Annotated in this window: 13 protein-coding genes and 1 pseudogene; 6 read left to right on the top strand and 8 right to left on the bottom strand. The window is 41.8% G+C overall.

Annotated elements, in window-relative coordinates:
- Positions 1 to 77: 77 nt before the first annotated feature.
- Positions 78 to 509 carry an EamA family transporter gene (locus tag NSTCB13_RS29560; RefSeq protein ID WP_448274706.1) on the bottom strand — a complete coding sequence of 144 codons (432 nt, stop codon included), beginning with the start codon at positions 507 to 509 and terminating at the stop codon, positions 78 to 80.
- Between the two features lie 510 nt (positions 510 to 1,019).
- Between NSTCB13_RS29560 and NSTCB13_RS29555 the strand changes: the two genes are divergently transcribed.
- Entirely contained in the window at positions 1,020 to 1,766 is a 747-nt protein-coding gene (locus NSTCB13_RS29555) for a serine/threonine protein kinase (protein WP_448274705.1), read from the top strand.
- Positions 1,735 to 2,931, top strand: a complete 1,197-nt coding sequence (locus tag NSTCB13_RS29550) for a hypothetical protein (RefSeq protein WP_448274704.1) — start codon at positions 1,735 to 1,737, stop codon at positions 2,929 to 2,931. Before NSTCB13_RS29555 ends, NSTCB13_RS29550 begins: the two co-directional genes overlap by 32 nt.
- 295 nt (positions 2,932 to 3,226) lie before the next feature.
- Here the strand turns inward: NSTCB13_RS29550 and NSTCB13_RS29545 are convergent, their stop codons facing one another.
- Positions 3,227 to 4,825 (bottom strand): peptide ligase PGM1-related protein, encoded by a 1,599-nt coding sequence (locus NSTCB13_RS29545; protein ID WP_448266250.1) that lies wholly within the window; start codon positions 4,823 to 4,825, stop codon positions 3,227 to 3,229.
- Between the two features lie 553 nt (positions 4,826 to 5,378).
- Here NSTCB13_RS29545 and NSTCB13_RS29540 point away from each other — a divergent pair.
- Both NSTCB13_RS29540 and NSTCB13_RS29535 read left to right on the top strand, forming a co-directional pair.
- Positions 5,379 to 6,260 carry an SDR family oxidoreductase gene (locus NSTCB13_RS29540; RefSeq protein ID WP_448274703.1) on the top strand — a complete coding sequence of 294 codons (882 nt, stop codon included), beginning with the start codon at positions 5,379 to 5,381 and terminating at the stop codon, positions 6,258 to 6,260.
- 200 nt (positions 6,261 to 6,460) lie between these two features.
- Positions 6,461 to 6,718 (top strand): hypothetical protein, encoded by a 258-nt coding sequence (locus NSTCB13_RS29535; protein ID WP_094352695.1) that lies wholly within the window; start codon positions 6,461 to 6,463, stop codon positions 6,716 to 6,718.
- Between the two features lie 109 nt (positions 6,719 to 6,827).
- Here the strand turns inward: NSTCB13_RS29535 and mgtE are convergent, their stop codons facing one another.
- Entirely contained in the window at positions 6,828 to 8,228 is a 1,401-nt protein-coding gene (gene mgtE / locus NSTCB13_RS29530; RefSeq protein WP_448266249.1) for a magnesium transporter, read from the bottom strand.
- Positions 8,229 to 9,295: 1,067 nt separating this feature from the next.
- Here mgtE and NSTCB13_RS29525 point away from each other — a divergent pair.
- Positions 9,296 to 12,328 carry a PA14 domain-containing protein gene (locus tag NSTCB13_RS29525; protein WP_448274702.1) on the top strand — a complete coding sequence of 1,011 codons (3,033 nt, stop codon included), beginning with the start codon at positions 9,296 to 9,298 and terminating at the stop codon, positions 12,326 to 12,328.
- A 68-nt stretch (positions 12,329 to 12,396) separates the two neighbouring features.
- Here the strand turns inward: NSTCB13_RS29525 and NSTCB13_RS29520 are convergent.
- The 3 genes and pseudogenes from NSTCB13_RS29520 to NSTCB13_RS29510 all read right to left on the bottom strand — a co-directional run bounded on the left by NSTCB13_RS29520 (position 12,397) and on the right by NSTCB13_RS29510 (position 15,763).
- A pseudogene (locus tag NSTCB13_RS29520) lies at positions 12,397 to 13,948 on the bottom strand (mercuric reductase).
- Positions 13,949 to 14,148: 200 nt separating this feature from the next.
- Positions 14,149 to 15,036 carry a TVP38/TMEM64 family protein gene (locus NSTCB13_RS29515; protein ID WP_448274701.1) on the bottom strand — a complete coding sequence of 296 codons (888 nt, stop codon included), beginning with the start codon at positions 15,034 to 15,036 and terminating at the stop codon, positions 14,149 to 14,151.
- Entirely contained in the window at positions 15,005 to 15,763 is a 759-nt protein-coding gene (locus NSTCB13_RS29510) for a TVP38/TMEM64 family protein (RefSeq protein ID WP_448274700.1), read from the bottom strand. The genes NSTCB13_RS29515 and NSTCB13_RS29510 overlap by 32 nt, the downstream gene beginning before the upstream one ends.
- Positions 15,764 to 15,802: 39 nt before the next feature.
- Here NSTCB13_RS29510 and NSTCB13_RS29505 point away from each other — a divergent pair, with 39 nt between their 5' ends.
- Positions 15,803 to 16,138 carry a hypothetical protein gene (locus NSTCB13_RS29505; protein WP_448274699.1) on the top strand — a complete coding sequence of 112 codons (336 nt, stop codon included), beginning with the start codon at positions 15,803 to 15,805 and terminating at the stop codon, positions 16,136 to 16,138.
- On the opposite strand, the gene NSTCB13_RS29500 is transcribed toward NSTCB13_RS29505, so the two are convergent.
- Both NSTCB13_RS29500 and NSTCB13_RS29495 read right to left on the bottom strand, forming a co-directional pair.
- Positions 16,085 to 16,795: a TIGR04283 family arsenosugar biosynthesis glycosyltransferase gene (locus NSTCB13_RS29500; RefSeq protein ID WP_448274698.1), complete on the bottom strand. Its 711-nt coding sequence runs from the start codon at positions 16,793 to 16,795 to the stop codon at positions 16,085 to 16,087. The two genes, NSTCB13_RS29505 and NSTCB13_RS29500, sit on opposite strands and share 54 nt — an antisense overlap.
- Entirely contained in the window at positions 16,792 to 17,190 is a 399-nt protein-coding gene (locus NSTCB13_RS29495; RefSeq protein WP_448266244.1) for a CU044_2847 family protein, read from the bottom strand. The genes NSTCB13_RS29500 and NSTCB13_RS29495 overlap by 4 nt, the downstream gene beginning before the upstream one ends.
- Positions 17,191 to 17,280: the final 90 nt, after the last annotated feature.

The raw sequence follows: 17,280 nt of genomic DNA, 5'->3' as shown, positions 1-17,280 counted from the left end.
TTGCCAAAAAGCTAGGTTTTGTCGGATAAAGAAAACCGAGTTCTTAATTTTAGAGCGAGTCGAGCTTAATTAAGATTTTAAATGATTAAAACTAAAGTACCGATGACGACTAACCCAGTTCCTAAAACGATTTTCCAGCTTAATGTTTCTCCCAAAAAAATGACTGAAAATAATAAAACTAATACCAAGCTTGATTTATCAATTGGTGCAACAAGGGAAGCTTTTCCTGCTTGTAAGGCTTGGAAGTAAAAAATCCATGATAACCCTGTAGATACTCCAGATAATAATAAGAAAATTATGGTTTTTTGGGGTAAAGCTAAGATATTAACTACGTTCCCCTGAAAAAATACAATCCCCCAAGCAACTACTAAAATCACAACAGTTCGGATTGCTGTTGCTAAATTAGCATTCACATTTTCTATCCCAATTTTGGCAAAGATAGTTGTCAATGCTGCAAAGCTAGCTGACAATAATGCATATATCCACCATGTTGTGGCGTTGCTTTCCATCTTAGCCTCCTAATTAGCCGGTCAAAATTAGCAGTGTAATTTAATCAGAGTCTTAAATTCAATTACTTGTCTGTAAAGTTTGACTTGCTAGACAACACGGCGTAAATAAACCACCCATTCAAAATAAATGAAACGCCTATGCTGTATTAATTTTGAATTTTGAATGCGTGAATTTTGAATTCCGCCTTGCGGCAGTAGGTTCGTAGTTTGCGCTCTACCGTTTGACTCTTTTAGTCACTCAGTACTACTGAAGTGACGATTCTCGGCGAACTTGCGCTAACTTAATATCAGGAACAAATTTCAACTGCTATTAGGTCTAAAGTTTAAACATTTTATCAAATTTATCATATTACTTTAAGTTACTAATATGTTAAGCTGAGTATAATTAGACAAGTACTAGTAGTATATATTACTAATATTCATCTAAGTTATGAAGCAATCATATTTGTAATACTAGTATTATCTCTGAATAAAGTTAACACTTAAAGTAACTAGGATGGGTTGCCCCAGATGAAATCCCCACCTTCTTCAAATTCTTGGAATGGTCGCTTCGTCGGTGATAACCAGCGATACCGTTTAGACAGACGGTTAGGCGGGGGTGGCATGGGAGAAGTTTTCCTAGCAACGGACACCCGTGTTGGTCAGCAGGTAGCGTTGAAGTTGCTCAAAGATACGCTAGTGGCATCACTGGAAATGAGAAAGCGTTTTGAGCGGGAGGTGGCAGTTTGTGCTGCTTTGCAAAGCGACCATATTGTTAAGATTAGTGATTGTGGTGTAACCCCGGAAGGTTTTCCATTTTATGTAATGGAATATTTGCGGGGACAAACGCTCAGGCAATTACTGCTGCGCGAAAAGCGGCTGTCTGTTGAGCGGACGGTGAAGATTATGGCGCAAGTTTGTAAAGGTTTACAACTTGCCCATCAAGGAGTGACTCTCCAACGGGATGGCGGCAAAACTACTGAACATATTCAGGTAGTTCATCGCGACCTGAAGCCAGATAATATATTTTTGATGCCCACAGATTTAGGAGAATGGGTGAAGGTTTTAGATTTTGGTGTTGCCAAAATTCGTAGTGAATCTTCAGAAAATTCCAATATTACAAATATAACTAGTACATTTATTGGGACATTTCGTTACGCACCTCCCGAACAAATCCAAAGCGATCGCAACCTGGATGCTAGAGGTGATATTTACAGCTTAGGGATTATCCTTTATGAAATGCTGAGTGCAGCCGACCCCATTTGGAATCAGCATTAAGGGTAGTCATGTGAGTGAGGCTTCTTGGGTATTAGCTCATGCTTACGAGCCACCAAAACCACTGCGCGAGCAACCAGGGTGCGAGCATTTACCCGTACAATTAGAAGCCGTGGTAATGAAATGCCTCCACAAGAACCCAGCCAACCGATTTGCAACCGTAGAAGAACTGAATCAGGCTTTGCAAGCTGCTGCCAAATTTGCTACCGAATCTAGCGTACCCGGAGAAATTACTGGGCGATCGCAAACTTCTTCAAATCTTGGCTCAAATCACGAAACGGTTCCCAGACAATCAAACGACGATACGATTCTGCGTCCTCCATCTGGTTTCAATCAAGGTTCAAATCACGAAACGGTTCCCAGACAATCAAACGACGACACGATTCTGCGTCCTCCATCTGGTTTCAATCAAGGCTCAAATCACGAAACTGTTCCCAGACAATCAAACGACGATACCGTTATTCGCCCTCCATCTGGTTTCAATCAAGGTTCAAATCACGAAACCGTTCCCAGACCATTTGACCCGATTAAGCAAAACCAATCTGAGCAAATCGTTCCTCCCATTCAGGCGGGACAGAACCAAGGCTCAAATCACGAAACTGTTCCCAGACCATTTAACCCAGTTGAGCAAAATCAACAGAGTCCTGTGAATAATCCGAACGCCAGCAAACCTGATGTGACGTTATATCAACCACGACCAGGAGCCGATCGAGGTGGTCAACAAGTACCAGCAGATAAGACGTTGTTTCAACCACGACCAGGAGCCGATCGAGGTGGTCAACAAGTATCAGCAGATAAGACGTTGTTTCAACCACGACCAGGATCTAATCAAAATAGACCGCCAGTTCCACCAGATAAGACGTTGTTTCAGCCGCGACCAGGATCTAATCAAAGTAGACCACCAGTGCAATCAGATGTGACGTTGTATCAGCCACGACGTGCGTCTAATCAAAGCAGAACACAAGCACGAACGGATGATACTATTTACCAACCAAGGCTAAGTGAACAGCTAACTACGAGAATTACTCCCAATTTCTTGCGAATCGTAGGGGTGGTGTTGGCTATTGGGCTGACTTTAGCAGTAGTAACCTATATATATACGCAATTGCAATCTGGTAAACCGCAAAACAACCAGCAAAATTTACCTAACAGCGATCGGCCCATTTAGAACTAATCAGCGGGGCACAACATATGCCCCTAACTGCACGCTTTGTGGATTTCTAACTCGGAATTGGATTTGGGTAAAGGTTAAAGGGTAAAGGTTAAAGGTTTTTTCTTTCCCCTTTCCCCCGCCCCTTATCCCAACAAATGACAAATGACCAATGACTAATGACAAATACTTCGACTCCCAACTCTTGGAGAGGCTGCGCCAACGACTACGCTCAGGGCAAGTCGCTCAGTACAAGTGACTAATGACAAATGACGGTCTACACGGAGTTTGTGCAATATGTAGGCGCGTTAGCTTATAATTCATCCCAAACTACAGGAAAGGAATAATCTGAAAACGCCGAGAAATCACAATTGTCGTTGCGGGTTTCTTCATCGAGAACTTTGACAACTTTGTTATAAATATCTCGTGCTTGTTGCGGTGAATCACCGATGCTGGTTAATCCCACCTTGCCAAACTGCGAAAGACAGCCCATAAGATGAAAGACTGTACCTGTCTCTGTACCGCTGTCAAAGTGCAGTCTGTGGTGAGCAATGATATCCATTAAATCATTGGGTAATAATCCCTGATAGCGCTCTTTTTGCAGATTATCAGTGGCAACATAGTATTTTGGACGACCTTGTTGACTATAAAATAAACCCGTGGAAAGGTCATAGCGACCGTTCGTTAATAATTTCAAGGTCATGAATGGATGCGTTGTACCGCCTTTACGCAGGTTAATTTCGATCGCCTGAATATCCCAGTCTCCATTACCCTTGTCAACGGCGATAAAATCTACACCAAACCGCTCCAAAGTGCCTTTATCTGCTAGCTTTCTGCCAACTTGAAGTCCCAATTGCTGTAATTGCAATCGATATCTTTCATCAGCAGGAAAACTGCAACCAAGATAAATCTGACCGTCTGGGCCTCCGAGAATTTGGTCGTGAGTTGAAAGGATTTCCACTTCGCCTTGGGGCGTGATCCGTCCTTGAACGCTGGGCGATCGCTTAATTTCCCCTTCCACAAATGCTTCAGCGATTGCCCCTAACTCAGGCATTTTTCCCAAAAAACTATCCCAAGTCTCTTGTTTTGCTTGAAAGCGCATCGTTGATAAGCGATCGCTAATTGCTGCTATCCTTTCGGCATGAGTACCAGTGTTTGGTGCTAAATTCTCAATCGGTCTAAGATCCAACAATGCATTCCCCTCTCCAGAAATGCCCTCGTTAAGTTTTACTACTACCCGTTTTAATGTTGGTTGGCGTTCCCACAAATCAACGGTAGCTTCTGCTAAATCTTTGTGGTTCCAAACTTTTTCGCTGCCATCTGGATGCGGTACTCCGCTTTCCTTGAAGATTTCCCGACTGCCACTTTTTGTTCCCCAAATCTGTAAATCTGGTGCAGCCGCATACAGTGGTACACCCAATTTTAAAGACAATTCGCCTTCCCAGTGCGAAGAGTTGTAGCAGATCATAAATGATTTGTCTAGCCTCAAAGATTTCTGAATTCGCTCTAGCAAGCGTGGGCGTTCTAAAATCTTTTGGCTCAGAGGCTTAAAAGAGGAATCGTAAGTAGAAAGTAACAGCAAGCGATTGCGAGCATGAGAAAAGGGAATTCCTGGCAACAATTGCAGATAATAATCAATGATACTCGGATGCAGCGGTACTGATGTTACATAAATCAGTCGAGTTCGGGGATTCCGCAACCGAATTAAGGAAAATAGTAATCTTTCTTCATAATGCTCGCAGCCTTCGATCTTTTGGAGTTCTCCCTGGTCAAGACTCAAGGAGGGAATAATTAAAATATCCGCTTCACTATTGTCAAATATTTCGCTGGTTTTCCAGCGATCGCGCAGGGTTAATTGTAAGTGGCGAAACTTTTCAACCTGTTCTAACTCGGAAATATTTAATGTTGCCATAACCCATGCCCTCTAATAATCTCAATGTAGCGCACCACGCACCCTTTTGGACGATGTATAGTTGCCGTGTCAAGATTCAGGTAGTTTTGTAAAAAATTTCCGGAAGTTCGCAAAGAGCGATCGAGCTATAGCAACTCGGAAATCGCTGACTTCTTTAATTTCTTTTCCCTCTTAAGGTTGAGCTAGTTGCAGCTTAGTTTACCTCTAGGGGGCGATAAAGTAGAGCAACATAATAGTTAATTTGAAAGCAGGTGAAAAAGAGAAATTCTTCATCGCATCGCAGTTGTGTACTTATTTCATGGTCAAGCGTGAGGATAAATAATGTAAGTCGCGTACAGTTGCTAGGAATAAGTAAGTTTGGCAAACATCCAGGATAGAAATGCCTAAAATTGCGAATGGCTAGTGAGAGCCAAAGCAAAAAATAAACCTTGGGTTGAATTTTCGATCCAAGGTTTAGTTATGAAATAGGGAATAGGAGAAAGATGGAGTATAACGAGTGCCCAATTCCCCTTTTTCAACACCCATTCAATACTCAATGACTAAGGTAAAACAGATGGCTAAATCAAAAGAACCAAAAGAGAAAAAAGAGCAAAAATTACAACCGCCACAGCAACAAGAAACACCAGGTGTTGAATCAGAAATGACACCCAAACCCAAAGCAGATGATGCTCAGTATCGGGGTAGTGGGAAGTTACAAGATAAGGTAGCATTGATTACGGGTGCAGATAGTGGGATTGGTCGTGCTGTTGCGATCGCATTTGCAAAAGAAGGTGCAGATGTAGCTATTCTTTACCTTAATGAACACGATGATGCCAAAGAAACAAAACATTTGGTAGAAAAACAAGGGCGTCGTGCAGTAACAATTGCAGGTGATATTGGCAATGAAACTTTTTGTCAGCAAGCCATACAACAAACAGTTGGTGAGTTTGGCAAACTCGATATTCTCGTCAACAACGCTGCTGAACAACATCCGAAAGAAAGTATTGAAGAAATCACCGAAGAGCAACTAGAGCGAACTTTCCGCACTAATATCTTCTCAATGTTTTTCATGACTAAAGCTGCACTCAAGCATTTACAAACGGGCAGTGCTATCATCAATACCACATCGGTAACAGCTTATAAAGGTAGCCCACAACTACTAGATTACTCCTCTACAAAAGGTGCGATCGTTGCTTTTACTCGCTCCTTATCAAAAAATTTGGTATCCAAAGGAATTCGCGTTAATGCTGTCGCCCCAGGGCCAATCTGGACACCTTTAATTCCTTCAACTTTCCCCGAAGAGAAAGTTGAAACTTTTGGTAAACAAGTACCAATGGAACGAGCCGGACAACCTGAAGAAGTTGCTCCTAGCTACGTATATTTAGCTTCTGATGATGCTTCTTATGTCTCTGGACAAGTGTTACATGTCAATGGTGGAGATGTTGTCAATGGGTAAGTAAAAAGTTCAGTCATTAGTCATTAGTCATTAGTCATTGGTCACTGGTTATTCACTTTGAATAAAGAACTAATGACTAATTAGAAAAAATAATTACTTCTAAATTATACCCTGATGGTCTTCCATTGGAGGGATGAGTAAAAGTGGGAATATTGATAGTCTATCTAGCAGCAAACATTTAATAAATAATAACTACGTCTATGGCATCTCCTACACCATTGAATGGCAGAGAACTAGTAGATTGTGCTAGAGCAAATGCCCAGCAAGGAATTGAAACTGCTGCTTATCAATGTGGCTATGGTCAAGACCTCAACAAATTTGCCAGAGAACTTAGACAAGCTTGTGAAGACATGAATTTACAAGTGAAGGAACTTAGCGGATTGATTACTGACCAGGACATGATACTGCAATTGGGTACTGGCGAAATTGTTGCTCCAGATACGGAATCAGAATTGTAAAAGTTAAGTTAGTCATTTGTCCTTTGTCTTTTGTCATTTGTCCTTTGTCCGTTGTCATTTGTCTGTTACCAACAACTAATGACCAATGACCAATGACCAATGACTTTTTTCATAACTTTAAAATTATCCGCGCCAAATTGAAGTAAATCAAAACACCTACGACATCAACTGCTGTGGTGATGAACGGCGCTGACATTAATGCCGGATCTAAACGCAGATAGCGAAATAGAAATGGCAGTGCTGAACCGGAGATCGAAGCCAAAATAGAAATAGCTACCAAACTAGTGCCGACAGCGATCGCTACTTCTAATCGTCCTTGCAGAAAATAAGCCCAGACAGTAGCGATCGCACCTAACATTCCTCCCAATAAAGCGCCTGCGATCGCTTCTCGGCTGATTACTTGCAATGCACCACGCGATCGGATTTCATCGGTGTTCATCCCGCGAATCACCACTGTGGAAGATTGAGCGCCTACATTACCCCCAGTACCAGTCAACAAGGGAATAAAGGCCGTCAGTGTCACCACTTTTGCTAAAATATCTTCTTGCGACTTAATAATTGTGCCTGTAACGGTATTGGTTACAAGTAAGACCAATAACCAGACAACCCGTTTCCGAGCGATTTCCAGCAAATTCATTTGAAAATAATTGTCGCCCCCCGACTGCACGCCACCACCCAAAGCATAGATATCCTCGGTGGTTTCTTGTTGCAGAATATCAATTACATCATCCACCGTAACAATACCTACTAGAAGCTGTTCTCGATCTACTACAGGCACAGCCAAAAAATCATATCTTTGAATTAATCTTGCAACTTCTTCTTGATCTGTATCAGTGTAGACAAACACCACATCACGGGTCATAATTTCGCCAATCATTTGCTCAGGCTGAGACGTTACTAATTCCCGCAACGATACAATCCCCGTCAAGCGCCTTGCCGCATCCATGACATAAAGATAATAAATCATTTCACTGGCATTAGCTAAGTTGCGAATTCGCTCTAGAGCTTGAGATACTGTCAAATTTTCTTTCAGCGAGATCAACTCTAGCGTCATAATTCGCCCAGCTGTATCAGCTTCATAACCCAATAGTTGGGCTGTAGCTTGACGTTCAGCTGGACTCAGTTGTTCTAGCAAGCGATTGACGACTTTTGCCGGTAATTCATCAAATAACCTAGCTCTGTCATCCGGCGACATTTGATCGACAATATCGCAGACTTCCTGGCTTTTAAGTTCTTCAATTAACCGTTCTTGAACACTGTAGTCAAGATATTCATAAACTTCGATCGCCTCATCCTTAGAAAGCAAGCGAAAAGCCAAAGCGTGCATCGCTTCTGGTAAACCCTCAATCGCCTCGGCGATATCCGCAGGCTGCACGGGTACGAGAATTGATTTTGCTCCTTGCAAGTCTCCTGCTTCTAGGAGCATTTGCAGCTGAGTCCGCACTAAATCCCGCAATTCCCTGCGTGAAAGATTCTGGATGGTAGAGTTTAAATTGTTTGTCTCAGTCAAAGTCCACTTTCCTCTGCCAGTTTGAACAAGGTTGCTGCCCTTAGTCTAGGGGAAAGTGGGAATGTGCAACGTCAAACTTATAATTTTTCTGACTTAGAGTAAATTGAAAACTTTTGTAAATGAACGAAACAGAGGGTTTCGGATGCTGACAATTCTTTGCTCGCAGCGCCTCGTAAAGCCTGCGGCATAGCTTCTCTTCTCTACGAGAGGCTGCGCCAACGAGAGGCTTCTCTTTCAGAGACGCTAACGCGAACGCCAACGCGAACGCTTAGGGCGTAGCCTCTTGTAGAGAAGAGAAACTGTCCCATAGCGATTTACAGGATAATCCACTCACAACAAGAGACTTCTTGGCATTTGTCAGGAAAAGGTTCTGCAAAAGTCCCCTTCCTCTTGAACCTTTACCCTTTTCCCCCCCTCTGATAAAAGTTTTTGTTCCACTGATTTTAGGTTATTACTATATTTCTGCTGGTTCTGGTAACAAAAAGATAGAGTAATAGTCAAAATGAAGTATAGATAAATATTAATTTTTCAAATCTTTAAATATTAAAATTTTTCTTTATACAAATTTTATATAGTTAATAAATTTGTAGATAAGCACATTAGATTATCCGATATTTTGGCATTTTTTATTTAAACATCAGCAAAACTTTTATATTCCTTTAAAAAAGGATATATCAATATGAATATTTAAACAAAGTTCCATACAGAAGATAGACATAACACCGCCATCTATTGTCAAATGTGTAAGCACTAAAAGAATACTTAAGTAATCTATGTAAAGTTATTGCATTTGACTAATTACGCATGTATTTGCTTTCTTAAGCACTGCTTGCCTTGCTGATATGCATCTGCACATCAATAAAATTTAGAAGGTATCAAAAATTTACTAAATTTTTGAAAGAAAACAAAGACTAATATATTCTTCAATTAATTATTCATGATTAGTAATTACTAAATATATATTTATAAGTTAATCAATTATTAGCTTATCAGTATATTTATATCAAGCTTCATGATGCATTTTTTGCTGGAATATTCAATGTAAAATTAATCTTGAAACATTAATTATGGCATCAAATCAAAACTTATCAACATCTGTAAGTCCAGTAATTACTACTAAATCATCTCTAGAAAGTATTGACCAAGGACAAACCAGCATTTCTGCTCGCTCTAGCCTACTCTCTCAAGGAGATGGACTCAAGGCAGAGTATTACGACAACATGGACTTCACCAACCTGAAGGTAACTCGTACAGATCCGACGGTGAACTTTAACTGGCGTACTGGTTCTCCCGATTCGTCGATTGATGCAGATACTTTCTCAGCGCGGTGGACAGGTCAGGTAGAAGCCAAGTACAGCGAAACTTACAAGTTCTACACTACTGCTGATGATGGTGTGCGACTGTGGGTGAATGGTCAACAAATCATCAATCAGTTTGTCGATCAAGCTGCCACCGAATCTAGTGGCTCGATCGCATTGGTTGCAGGTCAGAAGTACGATATTAAACTTGAGTACTATGAAAAGCAAGGCAATGCCGTTTCTCAACTGCGTTGGTCAAGCGCCTCTCAGGCGAAGGAAATCATTCCTCAGTCGCAACTGTATAGTAATGTCAGCACACCTAGTAGTGGCAATGGACTCAAAGGAGAGTACTACGACAACATCGACTTCACCAATCTGAAGATAACTACTACAAATCCGACGGTGAACTTTAACTGGGGCGCTGATTCTCCCGCTCCGTCGATTGATGCAGATACTTTCTCAGTGCGGTGGACAGGTCAGGTAGAAGCCAAATACAGCGAAACTTACAAGTTCTACACTACTGCTGATGATGGTGTGCGACTGTGGGTGAATGGTCAACAAATCATCAGTCAGTTTGTCGATCAAGCTGCCACTGAATCTAGTGGCTCGATCGCATTGGTTGCAGGTCAGAAGTACGATATTAAACTTGAGTACTACGAAAATAAAGGCAATGCCGTTTCTCAACTGCGTTGGTCAAGCGCCTCTCAGGCGAAGGAAATCATTCCTCAGTCTCAACTTTATTCACCATTTCTTCCGACCACTATCACCTTAGGTTCGTCTTCGATGACTGTGAACGAAGACAGTGGTAGTGTTACCGTCAAACTAATTAGAACTGGAGATACAAGTGGTACATCTTCAATTAAGTATGCGACTATAGCTAATACTGCTACAAAAGGAGTTGACTATGGCAGTGAAGGCGTTGAAACTGCTGGAACACTGATTTTTGCGCCGGGACAAAGTAGCGCACAGGTATCGATTCCGATCAATGATGATTCCTTGATAGAAGGAGATGAAACCTTTAATTTTGTCATCGATCAGGCAGAGGGGGCAACACTAGGAGTCCAAAGAACTCTCGCAATTACAATTCAAGACAACGATCGCTCCGGCCTCGATTTTAGTCAGACAGTAGTTAATGAAGGTGACGGTAATGCTAAGGTGATAGTTACACGAGGCAACGCTTCGGCGGCTGCTAGCGTCAACTACACGACCGAAGATGGGACTGCTAAAGCTGGATCTGATTACAAAACTGTATCTGGAAACTTGAGTTTTGCAGTTGGACAAACCAGTAACACCATTGTTATCCCCATTGTTGATGACAACATTGGGGAATCAAATGAAACATTTACCTTGAAGTTAAGTAACCCAGTTGGAGTGCAGTTAACTAATCAACAGACAAGTATCACTATTATTGATAATGACTCTGGTAATTTTGCTTTAGATAAGGTAGCTTCTGGTTTGAATCAACCTACAGCTTTTGAATGGGCACCTGATGGTAACAGTATGTTCATTGCCCAGAAAAATGGGGTAGTGCGAGTCATGAAAAACGGTAGCTTATTATCAACACCGTTTACTGATATTAGCGGACAAGTAAATGATACGCGCGATCGCGGTCTTTTAGGCATTGCCGTACATCCAGATTTTGGTAAAAGTCCAAACGGCAACAACTATGTTTACCTGTTGTATACCTACGATCCACCAGAAACTAATACAAGCAATCCTAATAATAATCCCAATAGCACATTGGACGATCCCGATCAAAATGGGAATCGTACTGCACGCCTAAGTCGCTTTACAGCTGACCCCAATACTAATTACACTACTGCAATTGCTGGCAGCGAAGTTGTACTACTCGGCACAAATGGCACTTGGGCAAATATCAGCCACCCAGATGGAAATAGCACAAATGTTTCACTTGGCTATGCACCATCAGGAATTCTCAACAAAGATACTGGTAAGCCGTTTACTAGCTTGCAGGATTATCTCAATAATCTCGATAAAGTCCAAAATATCCAGAATTTTATAGCCAATGATAGTGAATCTCACTCAGTTGGTTCTGTGCGTTTTGGTACTGATGGTTCTCTATTTGTGAGCTTAGGAGATGGTACTTCCTACAATGGAGTAGACCCCCGAGCAATTCGCGTCCAGGATAAAAATAATCTATCCGGCAAGATTCTGCGGATTGACCCGATTACTGGTAAAGGCTTATCAAGCAATCCTTTCTACAACGGTGACGCCAATAGCAATATTTCCAAAGTTTATGACTTCGGTCTGCGTAACCCCTTCCGTTTCACAATTGATAAAAAGACCAATACCCCCTATATTGGCGATGTTGGCTTCGGTACTTACGAAGAGGTGAATGTCGGAAAACCAGGAGCTAACTTTGGCTGGCCATTCTATGAAGGTGGCCTTGATGCAAATGGTAATGTCGTCAGTCTGAAACAACCAGTCTACGCTAATTTAGATGCAGCAAAAGCCTTCTATAATAGTGGCTCATCTGTTACAGAACCACTGTACACTTACAAGCATTCTGGTTCTAATTCGATCCTAGTGGGTGACTTTTACACAGGTAATACTTTCCCTGCAATCTATCAAGGTGCCTTATTCATTGGTGATTTCAGTCAAGGAACTATCGATGCTTTGATATTAGATAGTCAAGGTAAAGTTACCTCAGTTAAGCGGTTTGCTTCCCAAACAGACAGGCCTAATCTAGGACTGCCTACACAAATCACCACTGGCCCTGATGGTAATCTGTATTACGCAAACTTGACCGGAGGCGAGATCGATCGTTTCCGACCTGTGTAGAGATATAGCAGTGACATAAAAATTATCAGTTATCAGCGAACAGTTATCTGACCGTTCGCTGATTTTGCTTAAGATAACTTTGTCAGAAATCCCAGCAATTTTTTGGTATTTGATGTTAGGAGCGTTCGACGATAAGCATCAGCTGCTTTTTTAATTGCTTCGGCTTGAGTGGGATAAGGATGAATTACACTGCTTAACTTGCTCAAACCAATCTTATTCACCATTGCCGTAGTCACTTCTGATATCATCTCACCCGCGTGACTGGCGACAATAGTTGCACCGATAATTTCATCAGACCCCTTTTTATGGTGAATTTTGAGAAATCCTAACTCTTCACCATCGGCGATCGCTCGGTCTACACTACTAAAAGGAATCTCAATTGTTGTCACCTCAATACCCAATTTCTGCGCTTCGTGTTCGGATAACCCTACGTGGGCAATTTCTGGGTCAGTATAAGTTACCCAAGGCATCACCAAACTACTGAGTTTCGAGCGTCCCAAGCCAAAGGGAGAAAACAGGGTATTTTTAATTACAATCCGCGCTGCGGCATCAGCAGCATGGGTAAACTTCCAGTTCATGCAGATATCGCCAGCTGCATAAATTTTGGGATTGGTCGTTTGCAGGTAATCATTTACCTTCACGCCAAGGTGCTTGTCATATTCCACACCTACAGCTTCTAAATTTAGATTTTCGACATTTGGCGATCGCCCCGCACCAACTAAAATTTCATCGACTGTTACCGAATCTCGATGACCGTTAGAGGAAAAGTAAAGGCGTTTTCCCTCGGTGACAGTTACCACTTCTTCCAAGTTGGAATCGAGTACTAGGCGAATTCCTTCGTTAATCAAAACCTTTTGAAGAATTTTAGTGGCTTCAGGGGTCTTCTTTATTTAGGAGATGAGAACCGCTATGGAAAAGCACTACCTCACAACCCAAACGCCGGAAAGCTTGCGCCATTTCGCAACCAATGGGCCCGCCACCAATCACCGCCAAACGTTCCGGTCGTTGAATTAGAGAAAAAACCGTTTCATTGGTTAGATAACCCGCCTGTTCAATTCCCGGAATCGACAGTTGTGCAGCTCTTGCGCCAGTTGCAATCACAGCTTTTTTAAACTTGAGGGTTTGATCGCCAACTTCCACCGTATTTTTACTTGCAAATCGACCGCTACCCAAAAAGACATCGACACCCAACTTTTGAAACCGTTCCGCCGAGTCGTTAGGGCTGATATCAGCTCTTATCTTCCGCATCCTGGCCATAACTTTGGGAAAATCAACATCAATATTATGTTGGGGAATATTAACTCCCAAGTCTTTAGCATCCCAGATTTCGCCAACAACGCGGGCAGAGCGAATAATAGTTTTAGATGGTACGCAACCAACATTTAAGCAATCTCCACCCATGAGATGCTTTTCAATTAACGCCACCTTTAAACCCAAATCCAGACCCGCAGCCCCCGCCGCCACGACTAATCCCGCCGTTCCAGCACCAATAACTACCAAGTCGTAAACGTCGGCAGGCTGAGGATTAACCCAATTTGGCGGATGGGCATAAGACACCAGCTTTTGGTTATACTCGTCAATTGGGCGAACTGTGACTCTTTCTAAATCTGAATTGGTCATTGGCGAAACCTCTTTTAAAATTAAGAATCCCGATTAATTTAGGCGGCTCAGTCTTTTATTTTTTATGCTTGTTTAATAAGGAATACAACGTTTAAATTGTTTTGTCCGTTTGGGAATTGACAGATACGATTGAAGCTTTTTTCTATAAATGTTTCAGCAATCAATAATTTACAGCAATTTGCAAGCACACCTGTGCTACCCTACAATTCCTCTTCTAAAGCTTTGCGGGCAATCCGGGTTACATAAACTGTAACAGTGACTGTTGCAATCAAACCCAAGATGCGAATTGCCCATTGTAAATTCGGGTTGGTAGGTTGAGCCTCAGTGCCAATCATCGCAAGATTACCTGCAAGGGAACCAATATAAACATACATGATGGTTCCAGGAATCATCCCTAGAGAGCCGATAAAGTAATCTTGAAGTGAAACTCCCGTGATGCCAAAGGCATAGTTTAACAAATTGAAAGGAAATATCGGGGACAGTCGCGTTAACAGGACAATTTTTAATCCTTCTCTACCTACCGCTTCATCTATGGCGGCAAATTTTTTGTTATCTGCAATTTTCTGAGCAATCCAACTTCTTGCTAAATAACGTCCGACGAGAAAAGCAGCTGTAGCGCCAAGGGTTGCACCGATAAACACGTAAAGAGAACCCCAAACTGCACCAAAAATTACACCAGCTCCCAAAGTGAGAATAGAACCTGGAAAAAAAGCAACGGTAGCGATAATATAAAGGGCAATAAAAGCTATGGCTCCTAATGCACCCAGGCTTTCAATCCACTGCAAGGCTTCGCGTAAAATTGCTTGGGGATTAAAAGAATTTGAATTTACCGATTCTTGTGCTAAAGCTGGGTCTGTGTTTAATGAAAAACTACTTGCCAATATTAGTAATATTAATACACTGAGGCTAAAAAACTTCTGGAAGTTTCTGGCATTAATACTTTTAACACTTCGGCTCCTTTCGACTTCGCTCAAGGCAAGTCGCTCAGTGTTAAAGCCGAGCAAAGTCGTACCACTTCGTGGAAGCAAGCTACGCGTAGCGTCTCGCAGAGAGGCTTTAAATATCTGAATGATTGTTAGTTTTTTCATCGGTTGTGATTTCTTCTATTGCCACACTTTGAGCTAATGCTTTCTGAGCAATTTTTGTGAGATACATAGTTACAGCAACGGTAGCAATCAACCCAACTACTCGCATTATCCATTGCCAGACTTGAGTTTCTGGAGTAATTGGTTGATGAGAGGTGTTAATCGTGGCAAGATTACCAGCTAAAGAACCAATATAAACGTACATCACAGTACCGGGAATAATGCCGAAGGAACCTAATATATAATCTTTGAGAGAAACCTGTGTTACTCCAAAAGCATAATTTAATAAATTGAAGGGAAAGACGGGTGAAAGACGAGTTAGCAAAACAATTTTCCATCCCTCTTTAGCAACTGCTAAATCAATCGCTTTAAATTTAGGATGTTTGTCCATTTGTCGAGAAACCCAATCCCGCGACAGGTAGCGTCCAATGAGAAAAGCTAAGGTTGCTCCAATTGTTGCAGCAATTAGCACATATATCGATCCCCAAAATACTCCAAACAGACAACCACCTTTGAGCGTTAGAAGGGAACCTGGTATAAACAGTAATGTTGCTAAGTTGAAAATAACTATGTAGGCAATAGGCCCTAAAGTACCAAGACTGTGAACCCAAATGACTAAGGTCTGTAAAAGTACCTGTAAGTTTAACTGTTTAGCAGCAATTATTAGAGTGATAATCAGGCAACTTAGCAGTAGTAGTTTGAGTTTGGAATTTAATAAACGCTTGTTCATTTTTATAAGTTTCACCCTCAGAGGCTCGATGTTGACCTTTTGAAGCTCGACGTTGACCTTTTGAGGCTCGACGTTGACCTTCTGAGGCTCAATGTTGACCTTCTGAGGCTCGACGTTGACCTTCTGAAGCTCAACGTTGACCTTCTGAGGCTCGATGTTGACCTTCTGAGGCTCGATGTTGACCTTTTGAGGCTCAATGTTGACCTTCTGAGGCTCAATGTTGACCTTCTGAGGCTCAATGTTGACCTTCTGAAGCTCAACTTTCAAATTTACACCTTAAATCCAATGCCCTTAAGATATACCACCTACATGAGAAACAGCTTAAAGCCTCTTAAATTTTTCTCGGCGATACCAGCGACAAATTCGCTCAGGTGAAACGCCGAGCAAATAAGCAATAATTACTATCTGATTAAGCAGCGTAGTTTTGAATACTCCCTTTTGCAACCATCTACGCGCTGAGGTGACAACTGGTGTGGGAATAATTACAATGCGTCCGATGCGTTTTAGACGACGCATGAGTTCAAAGTCTTCCATGATAGGCAATTCGGGAAAGCCGCCTATTTGCTGAAATACTTCCTTTGTTAAAAAAATTGCTTGGTCGCCATAGGGCATTTGATAAAAATGCGATCGCACATTTACTCCCCACTCCACCCATCGTAAACTTAAAAGTGACGCATCAATCCGCAACTTAAAAGCACCAGCTACAATCCCAGGTTGTTGTAGCGCCGTGCGAATCATCTCATCAAACCCCGTTGGCAAACGGGTATCTGCATGGAGAAATAACAGAATATCACCACTAGCTGCTACAGCACCCGCGTTCATTTGCACAGCACGACCGGGAGATGATGAGATAACTTTGACATTTAAAGACTGAGCGATCGCTACAGTATCATCACTAGAGCCACCATCGATTACAATGACTTCTATATTTAGATTGGCTTGAGTAGTAGCAATGGCTTTTTTAATATTTCCTGCTTCATTAATAGCCGGAATAATAATAGAAATTTTAGCAGCGCCAATACTTTGACTCATGATTGCTGAGTTTGTTTTTCCGATTGGTCAGGAAATGAACACTCTACTGTTACCTTCAGATTGCTTTCAGCCGTGCCTTTAGTTATGTAAGGTATACCTGCTTCACCGCCAACTTTGATGCCAAATTCTAAAGTTACTTTATCAATATTAGCAACAGGGATTTTCTTAAAAGCATTAAGTGAATAAACAGTGTAAGCCCGAATTGTACCTTCAATCGCTTGAAAATTTTGCACTATCTGTTTTTGTGCAGCATCAGCATCCCATCCCTTATCAATTAGCGCTTCTTCTCCCTCTGGAGAAACTTCGATGTTAACTGGCGGTGCATCTATATTATCTGTAGCTTCAATGTAAATAATCGTGCCATCTTCTAAATAAATAGGTGTGAGTTGAGTCATGGAATAAATCTTGCTTAAAAGAATTAGGCGTAGGGTAGCACAGCTGACTTTTCACGGCATCTGGAAAACCTCTCTCTAAATCTCTCTCCT

It is taken from the genome of Nostoc sp. DSM 114160, from assembly GCF_053470305.1.
Note: the sequence above shows the minus strand (reverse complement) of the source record. Positions and strands in the feature narration are given on the sequence as shown.

Bases quoted from the DNA above. Each gene is read 5' to 3' on its own strand.
- NSTCB13_RS29560 (WP_448274706.1), bottom strand. From the start codon at position 509: ATGGAAAGCAACGCCACAACATGGTGGATATATGCATTATTGTCAGCT.
- NSTCB13_RS29555 (WP_448274705.1), top strand. From the start codon at position 1,020: ATGAAATCCCCACCTTCTTCAAATTCTTGGAATGGTCGCTTCGTCGGT.
- NSTCB13_RS29545 (WP_448266250.1), bottom strand. From the start codon at position 4,825: ATGGCAACATTAAATATTTCCGAGTTAGAACAGGTTGAAAAGTTTCGC.
- NSTCB13_RS29540 (WP_448274703.1), top strand. From the start codon at position 5,379: ATGGCTAAATCAAAAGAACCAAAAGAGAAAAAAGAGCAAAAATTACAA.
- NSTCB13_RS29535 (WP_094352695.1), top strand. From the start codon at position 6,461: ATGGCATCTCCTACACCATTGAATGGCAGAGAACTAGTAGATTGTGCT.
- NSTCB13_RS29525 (WP_448274702.1), top strand. From the start codon at position 9,296: ATGGCATCAAATCAAAACTTATCAACATCTGTAAGTCCAGTAATTACT.
- NSTCB13_RS29515 (WP_448274701.1), bottom strand. From the start codon at position 15,036: ATGAAAAAACTAACAATCATTCAGATATTTAAAGCCTCTCTGCGAGAC.
- NSTCB13_RS29510 (WP_448274700.1), bottom strand. From the start codon at position 15,763: ATGAACAAGCGTTTATTAAATTCCAAACTCAAACTACTACTGCTAAGT.
- NSTCB13_RS29500 (WP_448274698.1), bottom strand. From the start codon at position 16,795: ATGAGTCAAAGTATTGGCGCTGCTAAAATTTCTATTATTATTCCGGCT.
- NSTCB13_RS29495 (WP_448266244.1), bottom strand. From the start codon at position 17,190: ATGACTCAACTCACACCTATTTATTTAGAAGATGGCACGATTATTTAC.